This window comes from Bradyrhizobium sp. CCBAU 11434, from assembly GCF_028128895.1.
In the GTDB taxonomy this organism is placed as follows: Bacteria; Pseudomonadota; Alphaproteobacteria; order Rhizobiales; family Xanthobacteraceae; genus Bradyrhizobium; species Bradyrhizobium zhengyangense.
In genome coordinates, this window is record NZ_LBJX01000098.1 from 113,889 (window position 1) to 130,406 (window position 16,518).

18 protein-coding genes and 1 other RNA gene are annotated in these 16,518 nt (G+C 63.5%); 8 read left to right on the top strand and 11 right to left on the bottom strand.

All coding sequences use genetic code 11. The features are described 5' to 3' along the window. Positions 1–4: 4 nt before the first annotated feature. Entirely contained in the window at positions 5–910 is a 906-nt protein-coding gene (serB, locus tag XI06_RS29865) for a phosphoserine phosphatase SerB (protein ID WP_237866108.1), read from the top strand. Positions 911–1,051: 141 nt separating this feature from the next. Here the strand turns inward: serB and XI06_RS29870 are convergent, their stop codons facing one another. The 11 genes from XI06_RS29870 to XI06_RS29920 all read right to left on the bottom strand — a co-directional run bounded on the left by XI06_RS29870 (position 1,052) and on the right by XI06_RS29920 (position 10,764). Next, a complete protein-coding gene (locus XI06_RS29870; RefSeq protein WP_237866109.1) occupies positions 1,052–2,557 on the bottom strand; it encodes a Do family serine endopeptidase in 1,506 nt (501 codons plus the stop codon). A gap of 143 nt (positions 2,558–2,700) precedes the next feature. Further along, positions 2,701–2,907: a DUF2065 domain-containing protein gene (locus XI06_RS29875; RefSeq protein WP_128950366.1), complete on the bottom strand. Its 207-nt coding sequence runs from the start codon at positions 2,905–2,907 to the stop codon at positions 2,701–2,703. Positions 2,908–2,978: 71 nt separating this feature from the next. Further along, on the bottom strand, positions 2,979–3,875 hold the full coding sequence (gene hflC, locus XI06_RS29880; RefSeq protein WP_237866110.1) for a protease modulator HflC: 897 nt from the start codon (positions 3,873–3,875) through the stop codon (positions 2,979–2,981). After that, a complete protein-coding gene (gene hflK, locus XI06_RS29885; RefSeq protein ID WP_237866111.1) occupies positions 3,872–5,008 on the bottom strand; it encodes an FtsH protease activity modulator HflK in 1,137 nt (378 codons plus the stop codon). The genes hflC and hflK overlap by 4 nt, the downstream gene beginning before the upstream one ends. Positions 5,009–5,168: 160 nt before the next feature. Further along, on the bottom strand, positions 5,169–5,681 hold the full coding sequence (locus XI06_RS29890) for a dihydrofolate reductase (protein WP_237866112.1): 513 nt from the start codon (positions 5,679–5,681) through the stop codon (positions 5,169–5,171). Further along, the gene (locus tag XI06_RS29895; RefSeq protein ID WP_237866113.1) at positions 5,681–6,166 is read right to left on the bottom strand and encodes a GNAT family N-acetyltransferase; all 486 of its coding nucleotides are present in this window, start codon (positions 6,164–6,166) and stop codon (positions 5,681–5,683) included. Before XI06_RS29895 ends, XI06_RS29890 begins: the two co-directional genes overlap by 1 nt. An 88-nt stretch (positions 6,167–6,254) precedes the next feature. Continuing rightward, a complete protein-coding gene (locus XI06_RS29900; RefSeq protein WP_237866114.1) occupies positions 6,255–7,049 on the bottom strand; it encodes a thymidylate synthase in 795 nt (264 codons plus the stop codon). Positions 7,050–7,255: 206 nt separating this feature from the next. Next, on the bottom strand, positions 7,256–8,770 hold the full coding sequence (locus tag XI06_RS29905; protein WP_237866115.1) for a tripartite tricarboxylate transporter permease: 1,515 nt from the start codon (positions 8,768–8,770) through the stop codon (positions 7,256–7,258). Between the two features lie 7 nt (positions 8,771–8,777). Continuing rightward, positions 8,778–9,539: a tripartite tricarboxylate transporter TctB family protein gene (locus XI06_RS29910; RefSeq protein WP_237866116.1), complete on the bottom strand. Its 762-nt coding sequence runs from the start codon at positions 9,537–9,539 to the stop codon at positions 8,778–8,780. Between the two features lie 92 nt (positions 9,540–9,631). After that, positions 9,632–10,162, bottom strand: coding sequence for a chromate transporter (locus tag XI06_RS29915; RefSeq protein ID WP_237866117.1), 531 nt, complete (start codon positions 10,160–10,162; stop codon positions 9,632–9,634). Next, a complete protein-coding gene (locus tag XI06_RS29920) occupies positions 10,159–10,764 on the bottom strand; it encodes a chromate transporter (protein WP_237890612.1) in 606 nt (201 codons plus the stop codon). The genes XI06_RS29915 and XI06_RS29920 overlap by 4 nt, the downstream gene beginning before the upstream one ends. A 96-nt stretch (positions 10,765–10,860) precedes the next feature. Here XI06_RS29920 and ssrA point away from each other — a divergent pair. From ssrA to feoB, 7 genes are all read left to right on the top strand, one after another. After that, positions 10,861–11,227, top strand: a transfer-messenger RNA (tmRNA) gene (gene ssrA / locus XI06_RS29925). Between the two features lie 114 nt (positions 11,228–11,341). After that, positions 11,342–11,860 carry an SspB family protein gene (locus XI06_RS29930; protein ID WP_237890605.1) on the top strand — a complete coding sequence of 173 codons (519 nt, stop codon included), beginning with the start codon at positions 11,342–11,344 and terminating at the stop codon, positions 11,858–11,860. Positions 11,861–11,949: 89 nt separating this feature from the next. Then, a complete protein-coding gene (gene fumC / locus XI06_RS29935; protein ID WP_237866186.1) occupies positions 11,950–13,377 on the top strand; it encodes a class II fumarate hydratase in 1,428 nt (475 codons plus the stop codon). A 282-nt stretch (positions 13,378–13,659) separates the two neighbouring features. Continuing rightward, positions 13,660–13,848 (top strand): DUF4169 family protein, encoded by a 189-nt coding sequence (locus tag XI06_RS29940; RefSeq protein WP_237866120.1) that lies wholly within the window; start codon positions 13,660–13,662, stop codon positions 13,846–13,848. Then, positions 13,845–14,099: a ribbon-helix-helix domain-containing protein gene (locus XI06_RS29945; protein WP_194466717.1), complete on the top strand. Its 255-nt coding sequence runs from the start codon at positions 13,845–13,847 to the stop codon at positions 14,097–14,099. The genes XI06_RS29940 and XI06_RS29945 overlap by 4 nt, the downstream gene beginning before the upstream one ends. Before the next feature lie 110 nt (positions 14,100–14,209). Further along, a complete protein-coding gene (locus tag XI06_RS29950; protein WP_237866121.1) occupies positions 14,210–14,485 on the top strand; it encodes a FeoA family protein in 276 nt (91 codons plus the stop codon). A gap of 24 nt (positions 14,486–14,509) precedes the next feature. Continuing rightward, positions 14,510–16,381, top strand: a complete 1,872-nt coding sequence (feoB, locus tag XI06_RS29955) for a ferrous iron transporter B (protein ID WP_237866122.1) — start codon at positions 14,510–14,512, stop codon at positions 16,379–16,381. The last annotated feature ends 137 nt before the right edge of the window (positions 16,382–16,518 follow it).

A 16,518-nucleotide genomic window follows, 5' to 3' on the forward strand; every position in this document is an offset into this window, starting at 1 on the left:
TCAAATGTCCCTCGTCGCCACGCTGATCTGCAACCCCAATAATCCCGCGCTCGACTCTACCATCGTCGATGGCGCCCGCGCCGTGCTGCCCAGCGCAGCGCCCGCACACTGGCTGTTCGACGGGGTTGCGGTCGACATCCCCTTTGGCGCCGACAGTAACCTCGAAGGCGACCGTCACGCCATCGAAGAGCGGCTCCGCGAGCTGCGCGGCGATCTGCCCATCGACATCGTGGTGCAGCCTGTCGGTGTCAGGCGCAAGAAGCTTTTTCTCGCCGACATGGATTCCACCATGATTGGCCAGGAATGCATCGACGAGCTCGCCGATCTGGTCGGGATGAAGGCTCACGTCGCTGCCATCACCGAACGTGCGATGCGCGGCGAGATCGAGTTCGAGCCAGCACTGCGGGAGCGCGTCGCGCTGCTGAAGGACCTCCCCGCCAGCGTCGTCGACGAGGTGCTCGCCAAGCGCATCACGCTGACCCCGGGCGGCCGCGAGTTGGTCGCGACCATGCGCGCTCACGGCGCCTATACCTGCCTCGTCTCCGGCGGCTTCACGCTGTTCACAAGCGCGGTCGCCGCCAGGATCGGCTTCCAGGAGAACCGCGCCAACGAGCTCGTCGTGCGCGACGGCAAGTTCACCGGTGAGGTGAAGGAGCCGATTTTAGGTCGTGCGGCGAAGCTTGCGACGCTGGTGGATCTGATGGAGTCGTTCGATCTCGACGACATCGACTCGGTCGTCGTCGGCGACGGCGCCAATGATCTTGCGATGATCCAGGCGGCGGGCCTGGGCGTGGCATACCACGCCAAGCCGGCGGTGGCGGCTGCCGCCGCGGCACGGATCGACCATGGCGATCTCACCGCGCTGCTTTATGCGCAAGGATATCGGCGGGAGGAATTTGTGGAGGGATAGCCTCCTCTCCGCTGTCATCACCGCGAAGGCAGGTGATCCAGTATTCGAGAGGCCGCAGTGCTAAAAACCGAGAAGCCGCGGCGTACTGGATGCCCCGCCTTCGCGGGGGCACGACAGTTGAGAGTAGAGCGAACCGCGCTCCTACTGCACGCTCAGTGCCACGAAGCGCAATTCGCCGTCGCCATTGGACACCAGCAGCAGCACGGACTTCTTGCCGTCCTTCTTGAGCTGGTCGATCCGCTTCTGGATGTCCTCGCCGCTCGAGACCGCTTCCTGTGCGACTTCGACGATGACATCTCCCGCGGAGAGCCGCTTCTCGGCGGCATCCGAAGTGGCGTCGACATTGGTGACGACCACACCCTTGACGCTGTCCTTGATCTTGTAGCGCGCGCGCAGATCCTTGTTCAGCACGGCGAGGTCGAGGCCGAGCGCCTTCTGCGTCACCAGCTTCTCCGGCGGCGGCTCGTCGGTCTTTACTGCGGCCTGCACCTTGTCGGGATCCTGCAGGCGGCCGAGCGTAACCTTCCTGGTCTGCTCCTCGCCCTTGCGGATGACGACGACGTCGACTTCCTTGCCGACCGCGGTGTCGGCGACGACGCGGGAGAGATCCTTCGGATCCTTGACGTCCTTGCCGTCGAACTTGACGACGACGTCGCCGGGCTCGATGCCGGCGGGCTTGGCGGGGCCCTTGTCATCGACGCCGGCAACCAATGCACCGCGCGCCGGCTTGATGTTGAGGCTCTCGGCGATCTCGTCAGTGACGCTCTGGATGCGCACGCCCAGCCAGCCGCGGCGTAGTTCGCCGAACTGGCGGAGCTGATCGACCACGCCCGCAACAGTCTTCGACGGCACGGCGAAGCCGATGCCGATCGAGCCCCCGGAGGGCGAGATGATCAGCGTGTTGACGCCGATGACGTCGCCTTCGAGGTTGAACAGCGGACCACCGGAGTTGCCGCGATTGATGGCAGCGTCGGTTTGGATGTAGCTGTCATAGGGTCCCGAGGAGATGTCGCGGTTCTTGGCCGAGACGATGCCCGCCGTCACCGTACCGCCGAGGCTGAAGGGGTTGCCGATAGCGACCACCCAGTCACCCAGACGCAGCTTGTCGGAGTCGCCGAACTTCACCGAGATCAGCGGCTTCGGCGGCTTGAACTTCAGGACAGCGAGGTCGGTCTTCTTGTCGACGCCAACCAGCTCGGCCTTGATCTTGGTGCCGTCGTTGAGAATGACGTTGATCTCGTCGGCATCGGCGATGACGTGGTTGTTGGTGACCACGATGCCGGACGTATCGATGATGAAGCCGGACCCGAGCGAGTTGGTCTTGCGCGGTGGGCTATTGTCGCCGCCCTTGCTGCCGCCGCCGGGACCTTTGCGGTTCTTGAAGAAGTCGTCGAAGAATTCCTCGAACGGCGAGCCGGGCGGCAGTTGCGGCATGGTGTTGCTGCCGCCGCCTTTGGCCTCGACCGTCTGCGAGGTTGAGATGTTGACGACCGCGTCGATCACCTTCTCGGCGACGTCGGCGATGCCCTCCGGTCCGCGTGCCTCAGCCGGCGAGCCGAACACGCTGAAAGCACCGAGCGCGAGCGCGGCCAGCCCAAATCGAGCGTGTCGGCGCAAGCGGGTCGGGACAATGGTGGCAGCGGTCATTGTGGTCTCCAGAGACAAGGATTCGGCGTCAAGACTGCGCTCGAACGGGGGCACGGCGCAAGCACGGAGCTTAACGGGCCTCAAGCTCCGAATAATACGGCGAAAACCCGCCGCTCGCCTTCACTTTGGCGTTGGCGCTGCGGCTAGATCGGACGGCGCATCGCCCAGATCAGGATCAGGCCGGCCACGGCCGAGCCGATCCCGACCGCCCGCAAAATGTTATCGGGCGTGGCGATGGCGCTCTTCATGGCCTTGCGCATCCAGTTCGGACTTGCCGCGAACATCAAGCCTTCCAGCACAAACAGGATGCCCAAGCCGATGAGGAAGTCGGCGAACGCAATGGACCTCATCGGATTGGAACCTCCCGTGGTGCTGTTTTTGTCTGGACGAAGGGCGGCCAAACCTGCCGCCCTTGTCTAACTTACGGTTTCGCCGGCGTCTCGGTCGACGTCTTGCCGGACGGGTTACCAAAATACCGGAAGAAATCCGAGTCCGGCCGTAGCAGGAAACGGGTATCGTTCGGCTTCAACCCACTTTCGTAGGCCGTCATCGACCGGTAGAACGCAAAGAAGTCAGCATCCTTGCCATAGGCTTCGGCAAAGAGACGGTTGCGCTCGGCGTCACCAACGCCGCGCGTCTGCTCGGCCTGGGAGTTCGCGTCGGCAATGATCACCGTCACATCGCGGTCGGCCTTGGAGCGAATTTCCTGCGCCTTCTGGGCGCCCTGCGCTCGGAACTCAGCCGCCTCGCGCTGGCGTTCGGACTTCATCCGGTCGTAGACAGCCTGGCTATTCTGTTCCGGCAGATCGGCACGGCGAATGCGGACGTCGACAACCTCGATGCCGTAACCACCAGCCTCGCGGTCGAGTTGCTCGCGGATGCGCCCCATCAGCTTTTCGCGTTCATCACGCACCACGGTGATGAACGTGACTTCGCCGAGCACGCGGCGCAGCGCCGCGTTCAACAGCGAGGTGAGCTGGAGGTTCGCCGCCTGGATCGAGCCGACGCTCTGATAGAAGCGCAGCGCATCCTTGATGCGGTAGCGCGCGAAGGCATCGACCACGAGCCGCTTCTGGTCGGAGGCAATGACCTCCTGTGAGGGATTCTCGAGGTCGAGGATCCGCTTGTCGATGTTGATCACGGAGTTCCAGGGCGCCTTGAAGTGCAGCCCGGGGTCGGTGACGACGTCCACCGGCTTGCCGAATTGCAGCACGATGGTCTGCTCGGTCTGCTGCACCGTGAACAGCGACATGTAGGCGACGATCGCGACCAGAAGCGCCGCAAGCAGCACGACAATGCCAGTAACCGGAGACCTCATCTTGTGCCTCCGCTCGGCTGCTGGCCCGGCGTCGTGGGCTTCTTGGCCGACAATTCGCTGAGAGGCAAATAGGGCACAACGCCCTGGCCCGACGGACCACCGTCATAAATCAGCTTGTCCGAGCCGCCGAGCACGCGCTCCATCGTCTCAAGATAGATCCGTTCACGGGTCACTTCAGGCGCCTTCTTGTATTCGTCGTACACTTTCAGAAAGCGCGCGCTCTGGCCCTTCGCCTCGGCGACCGCCTGCTCCTTGTAGCCCTCGGCGGCCTGCAGGATCTTGGCCGCGTTGCCGCGCGCTTCCGGCACGACCTTGTTGGCATAGGTCTGCGCTTCGTTTGACAGCTGCTCGAGATTTGCGCGGGCCGCCTGCACATCGCGGAACGCATCGATCACCTGCGCCGGCGGATCAACCTTCTGCATCTGCACCTGGGTGATCTGGATGCCGGCCCCATAACCGTCGAGCGTCTTCTGCATCAAATCCTGCACGGTGGCCTCGGTCTGCGTCCGCGCGCCAGTCAAAATCGGCTGGATGTCGGAACGGCCGATCACCTCGCGCATCGCGCTTTCGGCCACCGCCTTCACGGTGCCCTCGGGGTTCTGGATGTTGAACAGGAAATTGCCGACGCCGTTGGGCTTGATGCGCCACAGCACGGTGAAGTCGACGTCGACGATGTTCTCGTCGCCGGTCAACATCAGGCTCTCTTCAGGCACATCGCGGATCGAGCGGCCGCGCCGGGCCGGATCGTCGATCAGCGTCATGCCGATGGAAATGGTGGAGACGCGCAGCGCCTTCGGCAGCAGCACTGTCTCGATCGGATAGGGCAGATGATAATTCAGGCCCGGATCCACGGTGCGCACATGCTTGCCGAAACGGAGCACGACGCCCTGCTCTTCGGACTGCACCCGGAAGAAGCCCGACAACAGCCAAAGCGCGACGACGATGAGCAGGATCAGGGTGATGCCGATGCCGGAGAAATAGCCGCCCGGCATGATCTGCTGCAGCCGGTCCTGGCCACGCCGCAGAAGGTCTTCCAGATCCGGCGGCCTCGGCCCGACCGGTTGCGGGCCTGTGCCCCATGGTCCTTTCGGACCCGAGCCCCACGGGCCACCGCCCTGATTCTTCCACGGCATTCGACGTTCTCCTCGGCAGACCGGGACTAGAACTAAAGCCGGCCCGCATTGTCCGGTCCGGCTTTATAGGGGACCGAGAGGACCCTTACAACGCAAGCCTGACCGTCTCACGAGCTATGCTCGGGGGCGAAAAAGTCAATGTAAACATTGGCGAATGCGGTTAATGGGGCGGCCGCCGACGATATGTCACATAGGAGTAGTCGGCGCTGTCGTCCGGGCCGGCGGGATGGCGGACGCGCGCCGTCTCCTCCCACGTTGCCTTGTCGATGTCGAAATGCGTGTCGCCGCCGGGCAGCGCATGCACTTCCGTGATCTCGAGGCGGTCAGCACGATCGAGCCATTGCCGGAAGATTTCGGCGCCACCGATCACGGCAATTTCAGCGGCCGAACGCCGCAGGGCATCGCCAAGCGCAACCGCGAACGCGTCCGCCCCCGATGTCGTGACGATGGCGCCGGCGGCGCGATAGGCCGCATCGCGCGTGATCACGATGTTGGTGCGGTTGGGCAGCGGCCGGCGCGGCAAAGACTCGAAGGTCTTGCGGCCCATGATCACGGGCTTGCCGATAGTAAGCGCCTTGAAGCGCGCCATGTCGGATTTCAAACGCCACGGCATCGCATTGCCAGCGCCGATGACGCCGTTCTCCGCGATCGCGACGACGAACACGATCTCCATCAGGACGAGCCCCCTGCAAGTCGCGTCAACGCAGGCCCCGTAACACGACACAGCGTCCAGTCGTCCATCATCGCGGCGCCGAGCGACTTGTAGAACGCAATCGAGGGCGCGTTCCAGTCGAGCACCGCCCATTGCAGGCGCGACCAGCCGTTATCGACGCATTCCCTCGCCAGATAGATCAGCAGCGCCTTGCCGAGACCCTTGCCCCGATGCGACGGCCGCACATACAAATCTTCGAGATAGACGCCATGACGGCCGCTGAAGGTCGAGAAATTCAGGAACCACACTGCAAACCCGACAGCTTCGCCGTTCCATTCGGCGATCGCACAAAACAGCCTGGGATCGTGACCGAACAAGGCGTCCGCAATGTCAGCTTCGGTCGCCTCGACCTCATGCGAGAGCTTCTCGTACGCGGCAAGCTCGCGGACGAAATCCAGAACGAGCCCGGCTTCGTCCGAGCGCGCGCGGCGGATGTTGAGCGACATCGCCTTACAGTGCCCGCATGATCGCGGCGCAAACGCATTTTGCGCTTGTCGCGAGGGAAAACCGCTTCACGCTGTTCCGGATCATGCTCTAGACCGCGACTTCCGCCTTGATATGCGGATGCGGATCGTAACCGACGAGCTCGAAATCCTCGTAGCGGAAGGAGAAGATGTCCTTCACGTCAGGGTTGATCTTCATCGCCGGCAGCGCGCGCGGCGCGCGGGAGAGCTGGAGGCGCGCCTGCTCCAGATGGTTCGAATAGAGATGGGTGTCGCCGAACGAATGCACGAAGTCGCCGGGCTTGAGGCCCGTGACCTGCGCCACCATCATGGTGAGCAGCGCGTAGGAAGCGATGTTGAAGGGCACGCCGAGGAACACGTCGGCCGAACGCTGATAGAGCTGGCACGACAGTTTTCCATTGGCGACGTAGAACTGGAACAGGCAGTGGCACGGCGGCAGCGCCATCTTGTCGACCTCGGCCGGATTCCAGGCCGAGACGATCAGGCGGCGCGAGTCCGGATTGCGCTTGATCATGTCGACGACGTTGGCGATCTGGTCGATGCTGCGCCCATCAGGCGCGGGCCAGGAGCGCCACTGATGCCCGTAGACCGGGCCAAGATCGCCATTGGCGTCAGCCCATTCGTCCCAGATGGTGACGCCGTTGTCGCGGAGATATTTGATGTTGGTGTCGCCCTTCAGGAACCACAACAGCTCATGCACGATCGCCTTCAGCGGCAGCCGCTTGGTCGTCAGCATCGGGAAGCCGGCGGACAAATTGAAGCGCATCTGATGGCCGAACAGCGACAGCGTGCCGGTGCCGGTCCGATCCGTCTTCTCGGCGCCGTCTGAAAGAATCCGCTCAAGCAGGTCCTGATACTGGTGCATGTGCCAAATGAGCCTTTGGGGAGGCGGCGAACATAACGGCGCCCCCTGCGCTGCAACAGCGGCGATTCGCTGCGCCCACAGATTATACCCTGAAAAGGTGACCCTTCCCGCCGCAAACGACAAGGGGCGGAACTCGCGTCCCGCCCCTCTCCTATCAGCTTGATTATTCTGATTAAACTTGCCGGCCGAGCACCGGAGTCCACTTCTCAATTCTCGGATTCGGTGAACACCTCGTCGCGCTTGGCGCGTAGCATGGGTAGCAGCGTGAGCACCAGCAGGAAGGCCGCGATCGCGAGCAGCGCAGCCGAGAGTGGACGCGTCAGGAATACGCTCCAGTCACCACGCGAGATCAGCAGCGCACGGCGAAGGTTTTCTTCCATTAGCGGTCCGAGCACCATGCCGAGCAGCAGCGGCGCCGGCTCGAAATCATGCTTGATCAGCCAATAGCCGACCAGGCCGAACACGCCGGCGAGGATGACATCGACCGGCGCGTTGTTCACCGAGTAGATGCCGATCGCGCAGAAGATCACGATCGAGGGGAACATCAGCCGGTATGGCACGCGCAGGAGGCGCACCCAGATGCCGACCAGCGGCAGGTTGATGATGATCAGCATGAGATTGCCGATCCACATCGAGGCGATCATGCCCCAGACGAGGTCCGGCTGCTTCTGCATCACTTGCGGACCCGGCACGATGCCGTGAATGGTCATCGCCCCCACCATCAGCGCCATCACCGCGTTCGGCGGAATGCCGAGGGTGAGCAGCGGGATGAAGGAGGTCTGCGCAGCCGCGTTGTTGGCGCTTTCCGGCGCCGCCACGCCCTCGATCGCGCCGCGGCCGAACCGCCGCGGATCCTTGGCGAGCTTCTTCTCCAGCGTATAGGCCGCAAACGACGCAATCACCGCACCGCCGCCAGGCAGGATACCGAGGATCGAGCCGAGCGCGGTGCCGCGCAGGATCGCGGGCGCCGAGTCGATCAGGTCCTTCCTGGTCGGCATCAGGCCGGTGATCTTCTGCTGCACGAGATCGCGGTTCATCTCGGCGCCGGCGTCGAGATTGCGGATGATCTCGGCAAAACCGAACACGCCCATTGCAACCGTTGCAAAGCCGAGACCGTCGGCAAGCTCCGGAATGTTGAAGGCCATGCGCGAGGCACCGGTCTCGATATCAGAGCCGACCATCGACAGCAGCAGGCCAAACACGATCATCGCGATCGCCTTCAGCACCGAGCCCTTGGCGAGCACGACCGCGAAGATCAGGCCGAGCACCATCAGCGAGAAATACTCCGCCGGCCCGAACGCCAGCGCGAGCTTCGTGAGCGGCGCCCCAAGCACGGCGATGAGCACGGTCGCAACGCAGCCGGCGAAGAACGAGCCGATCGCGGCAATCGCCAGCGCCGGACCGGCGCGGCCCTGCTTGGCCATGGCGTGACCGTCGATGGCGGTGACGACCGATGTCGCCTCGCCTGGAATGTTGACCAGGATCGAGGTGGTCGAGCCGCCATACTGGGCACCGTAATAAATGCCGGCGAGCATGATCAGCGCGCCGACCGGCGGCAATCCGAAGGTGATCGGCAGCAGCATCGCGACGGTGGCGATGGTGCCGATGCCCGGCAGCACGCCGACCAGCGTGCCGACGAGCGCGCCGATCAGGCACATCAGAAGGTTGATCGGAGAGAAAGCGACGACGAAACCGTGAGCGAGGTTGGCAAAAAGCTCCATGACAGCCTCACTGAACCAGGAAACGCGGGAACATCGGCATCGGCAGGCCGAGCACGTAGGGGAAGAGCAGCGCACAGCCGAGCGTCAAACAGGCGCCGACGATGGCGGCCTCCACCCAGCGTGTTTCATGCGATCCGAGTGCAGCGATCATGAAGCTCACGAATGCCGAGACCACGAGGCCCAGAGGCCGGATCGCCAGGGCGAAGAACAGGATCGCGCACATCACGAACAGCGGCCCTCGCCAGGAATAATGTGCGAGTGCCGGTCCCTCATGCAAAAGGCCGGTCAGGGCGATGGCCGCGGACAAAGCCACCAGCAGTCCGCCGAACATCCGCGGCGCGGTGCCCGCACCGAAGGAGAAGCCGCGCATGCCCTGCAAATCGCTCGAGGCCCACAGCGCGAACAGCGCGAGGGCCATCAGGATGACGCCGCCGATGTAGTCCTGCCCCGACTTGATCGTCATGAACAGCGTGACGATCGCCACTGCAAACAACGGATAGGAATAGATCAGCGCCAACAAAACATCCGATGATGCCTTCTTGGTCTCACCGCCGATTGCGCCGAGCAGCGCAGCCGGCGCGCCGGCGACGAGCGCAGTCGTGTGGCTGATCAGGACCGTGGCCGGACCGCGTCCGGCGCCCCAGCCGAAGATCGTCCCGATCGACCAGATCAATTCGAAAATCTGAGGGGCGAGCGCCAGCAGGCAGAAGCCGAGGGCCACCGAGGTGTTTTTGGTGGCTGTTGCCGAGTGGCCCATTGTGTCGGCCATGCATGTCTCCTCCGCGACCCGTAAGTCACGAGCACTGTTGTTCTATTCGGCTGGAAATCGATCCGCCCCTGATCATTGCCTAGCGATTTTCATCACACAATACCAGCAAAACCCAACAGTCCGCCTGCGAGTAGAAGCCACAACGGATTGACCCGCGTAACGGAAGCGATCACTGCAACCGTCGCGGTCAGAAGCAGCGCAGCAATGGTGCGATCGGTCGACCGTGCGAGGATCAAGGCACTCGCCGCCATCAATCCGATCGACAGCGGAACCAATGCAGCCTGGATCAGGGCAGGCCAGCGCGATTGGTTCGGCCGATTCAGCAGCCGGCTGACATAGTAGGCAAGCAGCGCGGTCGGCAGGCACATCGCGAGCGTCGCGGCCAGCGCGCCTGGAATGCCGGCAACGGCATAGCCGATCAAGGTGACGATCAGCACGTTTGGACCCGGCGAGAGCTGCGCGATCGCATAGGCATCCGCGAACTGCTTGTCGGTCATCCAGTGATGCACATCGACGGCGACGCGGTGCATCTCGGGCACTGCGGCGGCAGCGCCACCGACCGCGAACAAAGACATAAGTCCAAAGGTGGAGATCAGCGCCCAGATCGGGTTCTGGCTGTTCATGCTGCTACCTTCCGTCGCATCACATAGGTGACCGCGATGCTGAGCGGGATTGCAATGAGCAACACCGCCTGCAACGGCCAGCGAAACACGCCAATGGCTGTGAACACGCCAAGCATCAGGATGAGCACGACGACGTCCATCTGCTTGAGCAGCGGCGTCATCATCCTAAAGACCACGGCGATCAGCAGGCCGACCGCGGCGCAGGAGATACCTGCGAGAATGCGGCGCAACACCTCCACATCGCCGAACCGGGCGTAGATGATCGCGAGCACCGTCATGATCAACGTCGGCGGCAGCAAAAGCCCAGTGAAGGCCGCGACACCGCCGGCGATGCCGCGCAGCCGCGATCCGAACACCATCGACAGATTGACGATGTTAGGCCCGGGCAGGAAATGGCAGAGCGCGAAGGTCTCGTTGAACTCATCCGCCGTCATCCAGCGGTGCTGGTCGACTATGGCGTGTCTGGCAAATACCAGGACGCCGCCGAAGCCGGCCAGCGACATCCGGGCGAAGGCCAGGAACAGTGCTGGCAGGCCGGGCGGAGGGGCGTGGATTGCGGGATGATCCGGCTCTTGGGCGGCCGGTGCTGAATCCGTGGACATGTCAGGAGCTTAGAACGCGAGCCGCAGGGCGGCCAAGATCAGGCTGCGGGCGATCTCGGACCTATCCAAAGGGAACCGTGCCCTCACCGCTCGAAACCTCTGTTTTTTGAAACCTTTGCCCCCTATATTGGGGGTGCCGGTTCGCCGGCTATGGAAATAAACGGTCGTCGCAATAAACCATTCGGACCCGGGGGCGGTACCCGGCGCCTCCACCAAAGCCCACCAACGGGCTGACCCGAAAGCGGGCTTTGGCGGGGGCGAAATAGGATCGACGAGGGCGTAAAGGGCGTGCTTTTTCCCGGTATTGTTCCGCCGTTATCGGGCTACTGCAATAGTTGCCAACGACAACTTTGCTCCGGTTGCTCAGGCTGCGTAACGCAGTTTGAAAGACCAACTTAAAGTCCTAACGGGTTAAGCTCCGTTAGGCGGGGTTCGGAGGCACCTGGCAACAGAAGCCTCCACTTACCTCTGATTTCCTTCCCGGCGGGGACTCCTGCCGACCCGTCAGGCGCGGTACTATTGCGGCTTGGCGAGTCGGACCGGCGGGGCCCGTCTCCTGGAATGCAACAGGACCACCATGGCGACCGATCACATCCGATACGACGTGCTGGCGAGCGAGGCTATGCGCGGCGTGGTCAAGAAAGTGCTGACTGACGCTGCGGTCCATGGCCTGCCGGGCGAGCATCATTTCTTCATCACCTTCCTATCGAAGGGCGAGGGCGTGAAGCTATCCAGCCGATTGCTGGCGCAATATCCGGAAGAGATGACGATCATTCTGCAGCACCAATTCTGGGACCTGACTGTGCTTGAGGACCGTTTCGAGGTCGGCCTCTCCTTCGGCGGCATCCCGGAGCGGCTGGTGGTGCCGTTCAGCGCCATCAAGAGCTTCCTCGACCCGTCCGTGAAGTTCGGCCTCCAGTTCGAAACCGCCGATGTCGACGAGGTGGCGGGCGAGAATTTGCCGGCTGCCCCTGCCCCGTCGGCTGTCGCGATGCCCACGCCGGCCGTTGAGCCGACGGAGACCGCGGAAGAGCCGAGCCCGCCGAACCAGGGCGGCGCCGAAGTCGTTCGGCTCGATCGTTTCCGCAAGAAATGATCTGGCTTGGCCGCGAGACCGTCGCGTCCGGCCAAACTCCCTATATAGAAGAGCACATGAATACGCCGTGCGGCACCGCGCGCGGCAGAATGGATGTGCTCATGGCCAAAGCTGCGAAGACCGCCCGCCCCGCGACCCGCACCGAGACCGACAGTTTCGGTCCCATCGAGGTGCCCGCAGATCGTTATTGGGGGGCGCAGACCGAACGCTCGCGGCAGAATTTCCGCATCGGCATCGATCGCATGCCGATCTCGCTGGTCCATGCGCTCGGCATCGTCAAGCTTGCGGCGGCACAGTCCAACCTCGAGCTCGGCCTGCTCGACAAGCGCAGAGCCGGCGCCATCATCCGTGCCGCGCACGAGGTGATCGAGGGCAAGCTCGACGATCATTTCCCGCTGGTGGTGTGGCAGACCGGCTCGGGCACCCAGAGCAACATGAACCTCAACGAGGTCATCGCTAACCGCGCCAACGAGCTCCTCGGTGGCGAACTCGGCGCCAAGAAGCCCGTGCATCCCAACGACCACGTCAACATGAGCCAGTCGTCGAACGACTCCTTTCCGACCGCGATGCACATCGCTGCCGCAAGCCGCATCAATGCCGATCTTGTCCCAGCCCTCGGCGAACTGCACCGCGCGCTCCGCAAGAAGGAGAAGGAGTTCGCCAAGATCGTGAAGATCGGCCGCACGCACACCCAGGACGCGACACCGCTGACGCTTGGCCAGGAATTTTCCGGCTATGCCGCGCAGGTCGAAAGCGGCATCGCGCGACTGAAGGTCGCAGTGAAGGATCTCTATCCGCTGGCGCAGGGCGGCACGGCTGTCGGCACCGGCCTCAACTCCAAGCCGCGCTTTGCAAGGCTATTTGCAAAGCACGTTGCCGGGATCACGAAGCTTCCCTTCACGAGCGCCGCCAACAAATTCGAGGCACTCGCGTCCAACGACGCCTATGTGCTGGCGCACGGCGCCATCAATTCCGTCGCCACAGGCCTGTTCAAGATCGCCAACGACATCCGCCTGCTCGGATCGGGCCCGCGCTCGGGGCTGGGCGAACTGATCCTGCCGGAGAACGAGCCGGGCTCATCGATCATGCCGGGCAAGGTCAATCCGACGCAATGCGAGGCGATGACCATGGTGTGCTGCCAGGTGTTCGGCAATCATACAGCGATCACGGTCGCCGGCAGCCAGGGTCATTTCGAGCTCAACGTCTACAAGCCCGTGCTCGCCTACAACATGCTGCACTCGATCCGCCTGATGGCGGACGCGGCGCGCTCCTTCACCGAGCATTGCGTCAGCGGCATTCGCGCCGACGAAAAGCACATCAAGGAGCTGATGGAGCGTTCGCTGATGCTGGTGACTGCGCTCGCGCCGAAGATCGGCTACGACAACGCCGCCAAGGTGGCCAAGACCGCGCATGCCAACGGCACCACGCTGAAGGAGGAGGCGCTGCGGCTCGGCTTCGTCTCGGCCGACGAATTCGACCGCCTGGTGCAGCCGGAGAAGATGACGCGGCCCGGGTGAATTCCGAATTCCGATAGTCATCCGTAGTGATACGGAGCCCTGAAGCTCATAATTATGAGGTTTAGGGCGCAGGATTTGATTACCGTCAATGTTCCTGCGGAGGTGCGTGCTACGCAATGCCTTCGTGCCCGTGACGGGGCGAAATTCATCGTTTGATGGCCCTCGAGGCCAATTGACGAGGACAAGCGAATGACCACGATCAAGCCTTGTGGGGCGCGAGGCCGCGCCCTGTTTCTGAATGTAACATCCTGCCGGCAGAGGATCAGGTGATGGAGACGCGGCATGGGGAACGTCATCAACCTGAATCGTTTCAGGAAGCGCGCCGAGCGGGAAGCCTCGGCGAAGCAGGCGGACGCCAACCGAACGAAGTTCGGCCGCACGAAGGCCGATCGATCGGCGGAGGAGAAGCAGGCGGACCAGGCGAAGGCGCATCTGGACCAGCACCGGATCGATCGCGAGGAGCAGCCATGAAGTCGCCCGTCGTGAAGCGTTCGATCGTGGTCGCCGGCCACAAGACCAGCGTCAGCCTGGAAGAGGCGTTCTGGAACGGCATGAAGGAGATCTCGGGCCTGCGCAACATGACGCTGTCCGAGCTCGTCGGCGAGATCGACGGCGCCCGCCAGCAGGGCAATTTGTCCTCGGCGATCCGCCTGTTCGTGCTCGACTACTTCAAGAGCCGCGCCCTGGCCGCCATGCAGCCGGACAAGGTTCCGGCGCAATAGCGCCGGCGCCTGGGCACGGCTTCGTGATCTGCACTTTAAAATCCCTCTAAGGTGCAGTTTCCATGGGCGCGCGCGCTTGACCTACATGCCTTGCGTTGAAAATACAGGGCATGACCGACACTCATGATATGCGCCGCGAGATGCCGCTGGGCCTGGCCCAGCGCGGCTACACCGGCGTCATCCAGCACCTCGCCGCCAAGGAGGCGGGCTCGGCTCTCTCGGATATCGAGCTCGAGAGCCGGCTGATCGAGCTCGGCTTCGTCGAGGGCGCCCGGGTCGAGGTCCTGCACGAGGGGCTGGTCGGGCGCGACCCGATCGCCGTGCGTGTCGACAACATCACCATCGCGGTGCGCCGCCGTGAGGCCATGGCCATCATCGTCGCTTAAGCGCGCGACCGGATATCTGTTTCCATGGAATTACCCCTTCTGCATCTCGCCCTGGTGGGCACGCCAAACAGCGGCAAGACCTCGCTGTTCAATGCGCTGACCGGCAGTCGGCAGAAGGTCGCGAACTATCCGGGTGTCACCGTCGAGCGCAAGGAAGGTTTTTTCGTCACGCCGCTCGGGCGCCAGGTCTCGATCGTCGACCTGCCCGGCACCTATTCGTTGCGCGGCCGCAGCCCCGACGAGGAGATCACCCGCGACTTCGTGCTCGGCAAGGCCTCCGGCGAGATCGTACCTGACCTCGTGCTGTGCGTTGCGGACTCCACCAATCTGCGTCTCACCATCCGCCTGCTGCTCGAGCTGAAGCGCACCGGCCGGCCGCTGGTGCTGGTGCTCAACATGTTCGACATCGCGAACCGCCGCGGCATCTCGGTCGATGTCGACAGGCTCGCCAAGGAGCTCGGCGTGCCCGTGGTCACCTCGATCGCGGTGCGCAAGGGCGGCACGGCCGACCTCTTGAAGCTGACCGACGAGATCTCCGCAAAACTCGCCGCCGAGCCGCAGCCAAACAACTGGCGCGCACTCAGCGTCTCCGAGCTGCGCGCGACCCAGCGCGAGGCCGACCGCATTATCTCGGACTGCGTCAGCCTGCCTGCCAGGCCCGACACCTTGACCGCGCGGATCGATGCGATCGTGCTGCATCCGGTCGGCGGCCTGATCGTGCTGGCGCTGATCCTGTTCGTGATGTTCCAGGCGGTGTTCGCCTGGGCGCAGCCGCTGATGGAGCTGCTGCAATCCGGCTTCGATGCGCTCGGCGAGTTCGTGCACGCCACCCTGCCCGCGGGCCTGTTGCAGAGCTTCCTTCAGAACGGCGTGATCTCGGGCGTCGGCAGCGTCATCGTGTTCCTGCCGCAGATCATCATCATCTTCCTGTTCATCCTGCTGCTGGAAGATTTCGGCTACATGGCGCGCGCCGCGTTCCTGATGGACCGCATCATGGGCGGCGCCGGCCTGCATGGCCGCGCCTTCATTCCGCTGCTGTCGAGCTTTGCCTGCGCCATTCCCGGCATCATGGCGACGCGCGTCATCGACAACAAGCGCGACCGGCTGACCACGATCCTGATCGCGCCGCTGATGACCTGCTCGGCGCGCATCCCCGTCTACACGCTGATCATCTCGGCGTTCATTCCGGCAAGGGACGTCTTGGGCTTCATCAATTTGCAGGGCCTCGTGATGTTCGGCCTCTATGCCGCCGGAATCACCAGCGCGCTGGCCGTCTCGTTCCTCATCAAATTCTTCATGCTGCGCGACTATGCGCCTGCCCCCTTCATGCTGGAGCTGCCGGACTACAAGGTGCCACGGCTGAAATCGATCGCCATCGGCATCTTCACCCGCGCAAAGATGTTCCTGCAGCGCGCCGGCACCACGATATTCTCGATGATGGTGCTGATCTGGTTCCTGGCCTCGTTCCCGCAGCCGCCGGCAGGCTCGACGGAGCCCGCGATCGACTTCAGCCTCGCTGCCATCATCGGCAAGGCGATCGAGCCGCTGCTCGCGCCTGTGGGCTTCAACTGGCAGATCGCGGTCGCGCTGATCCCGGGCATGGCGGCGCGCGAGGTCGCGGTCGCAGCGCTCGGCACGGTCTATGCGATCGAGGGCGGCAAGGAAGCGGCGGAGCAGATCGGCCAGGTGCTGGCGACGAAATGGTCGCTCGCCACCGCGCTGTCGATGCTCGCCTGGTACATCTTCGCCCCGCAATGCGCCTCGACCCTCGCCGTCATCAGGCGCGAGACCGGAAGCTGGGGCTGGATGGCGGCGACCTTCACTTACATGTTGGTGCTGGCCTATGCGGCGAGCCTGTTGACCTACAACGTCGCGGTTGCGCTGGGCGCCGGCTAGCGCCCGGCAAAACCAAAACGCGAAAACAACCCCATGCACAGTAGACGGGGGGGTCCCTCGCGCGATGCCCGGCCGGCCCCGCTGCGCTCCAACCGGCTACGCGCTTCGGAAAATCCGTTGACGCGTCGGGCAAAACA

Coding starts and splice junctions, on each gene's coding strand:
- hflC (WP_237866110.1), bottom strand. CDS start 3,875: ATGAGGTCTCCGGTTACTGGCATTGTCGTGCTGCTTGCGGCGCTTCTG.
- XI06_RS29900 (WP_237866114.1), bottom strand. CDS start 7,049: ATGCACCAGTATCAGGACCTGCTTGAGCGGATTCTTTCAGACGGCGCC.
- XI06_RS29870 (WP_237866109.1), bottom strand. CDS start 2,557: ATGACCGCTGCCACCATTGTCCCGACCCGCTTGCGCCGACACGCTCGA.
- XI06_RS29940 (WP_237866120.1), top strand. CDS start 13,660: ATGGGGAACGTCATCAACCTGAATCGTTTCAGGAAGCGCGCCGAGCGG.
- XI06_RS29930 (WP_237890605.1), top strand. CDS start 11,342: ATGGCGACCGATCACATCCGATACGACGTGCTGGCGAGCGAGGCTATG.
- XI06_RS29950 (WP_237866121.1), top strand. CDS start 14,210: ATGACCGACACTCATGATATGCGCCGCGAGATGCCGCTGGGCCTGGCC.
- XI06_RS29895 (WP_237866113.1), bottom strand. CDS start 6,166: ATGTCGCTCAACATCCGCCGCGCGCGCTCGGACGAAGCCGGGCTCGTT.
- hflK (WP_237866111.1), bottom strand. CDS start 5,008: ATGCCGTGGAAGAATCAGGGCGGTGGCCCGTGGGGCTCGGGTCCGAAA.
- serB (WP_237866108.1), top strand. CDS start 5: ATGTCCCTCGTCGCCACGCTGATCTGCAACCCCAATAATCCCGCGCTC.
- XI06_RS29915 (WP_237866117.1), bottom strand. CDS start 10,162: ATGAACAGCCAGAACCCGATCTGGGCGCTGATCTCCACCTTTGGACTT.
- XI06_RS29945 (WP_194466717.1), top strand. CDS start 13,845: ATGAAGTCGCCCGTCGTGAAGCGTTCGATCGTGGTCGCCGGCCACAAG.
- XI06_RS29920 (WP_237890612.1), bottom strand. CDS start 10,764: ATGTCCACGGATTCAGCACCGGCCGCCCAAGAGCCGGATCATCCCGCA.
- XI06_RS29875 (WP_128950366.1), bottom strand. CDS start 2,907: ATGAGGTCCATTGCGTTCGCCGACTTCCTCATCGGCTTGGGCATCCTG.
- XI06_RS29905 (WP_237866115.1), bottom strand. CDS start 8,770: ATGGAGCTTTTTGCCAACCTCGCTCACGGTTTCGTCGTCGCTTTCTCT.
- XI06_RS29910 (WP_237866116.1), bottom strand. CDS start 9,539: ATGGCCGACACAATGGGCCACTCGGCAACAGCCACCAAAAACACCTCG.
- fumC (WP_237866186.1), top strand. CDS start 11,950: ATGGATGTGCTCATGGCCAAAGCTGCGAAGACCGCCCGCCCCGCGACC.
- feoB (WP_237866122.1), top strand. CDS start 14,510: ATGGAATTACCCCTTCTGCATCTCGCCCTGGTGGGCACGCCAAACAGC.
- XI06_RS29890 (WP_237866112.1), bottom strand. CDS start 5,681: ATGGAGATCGTGTTCGTCGTCGCGATCGCGGAGAACGGCGTCATCGGC.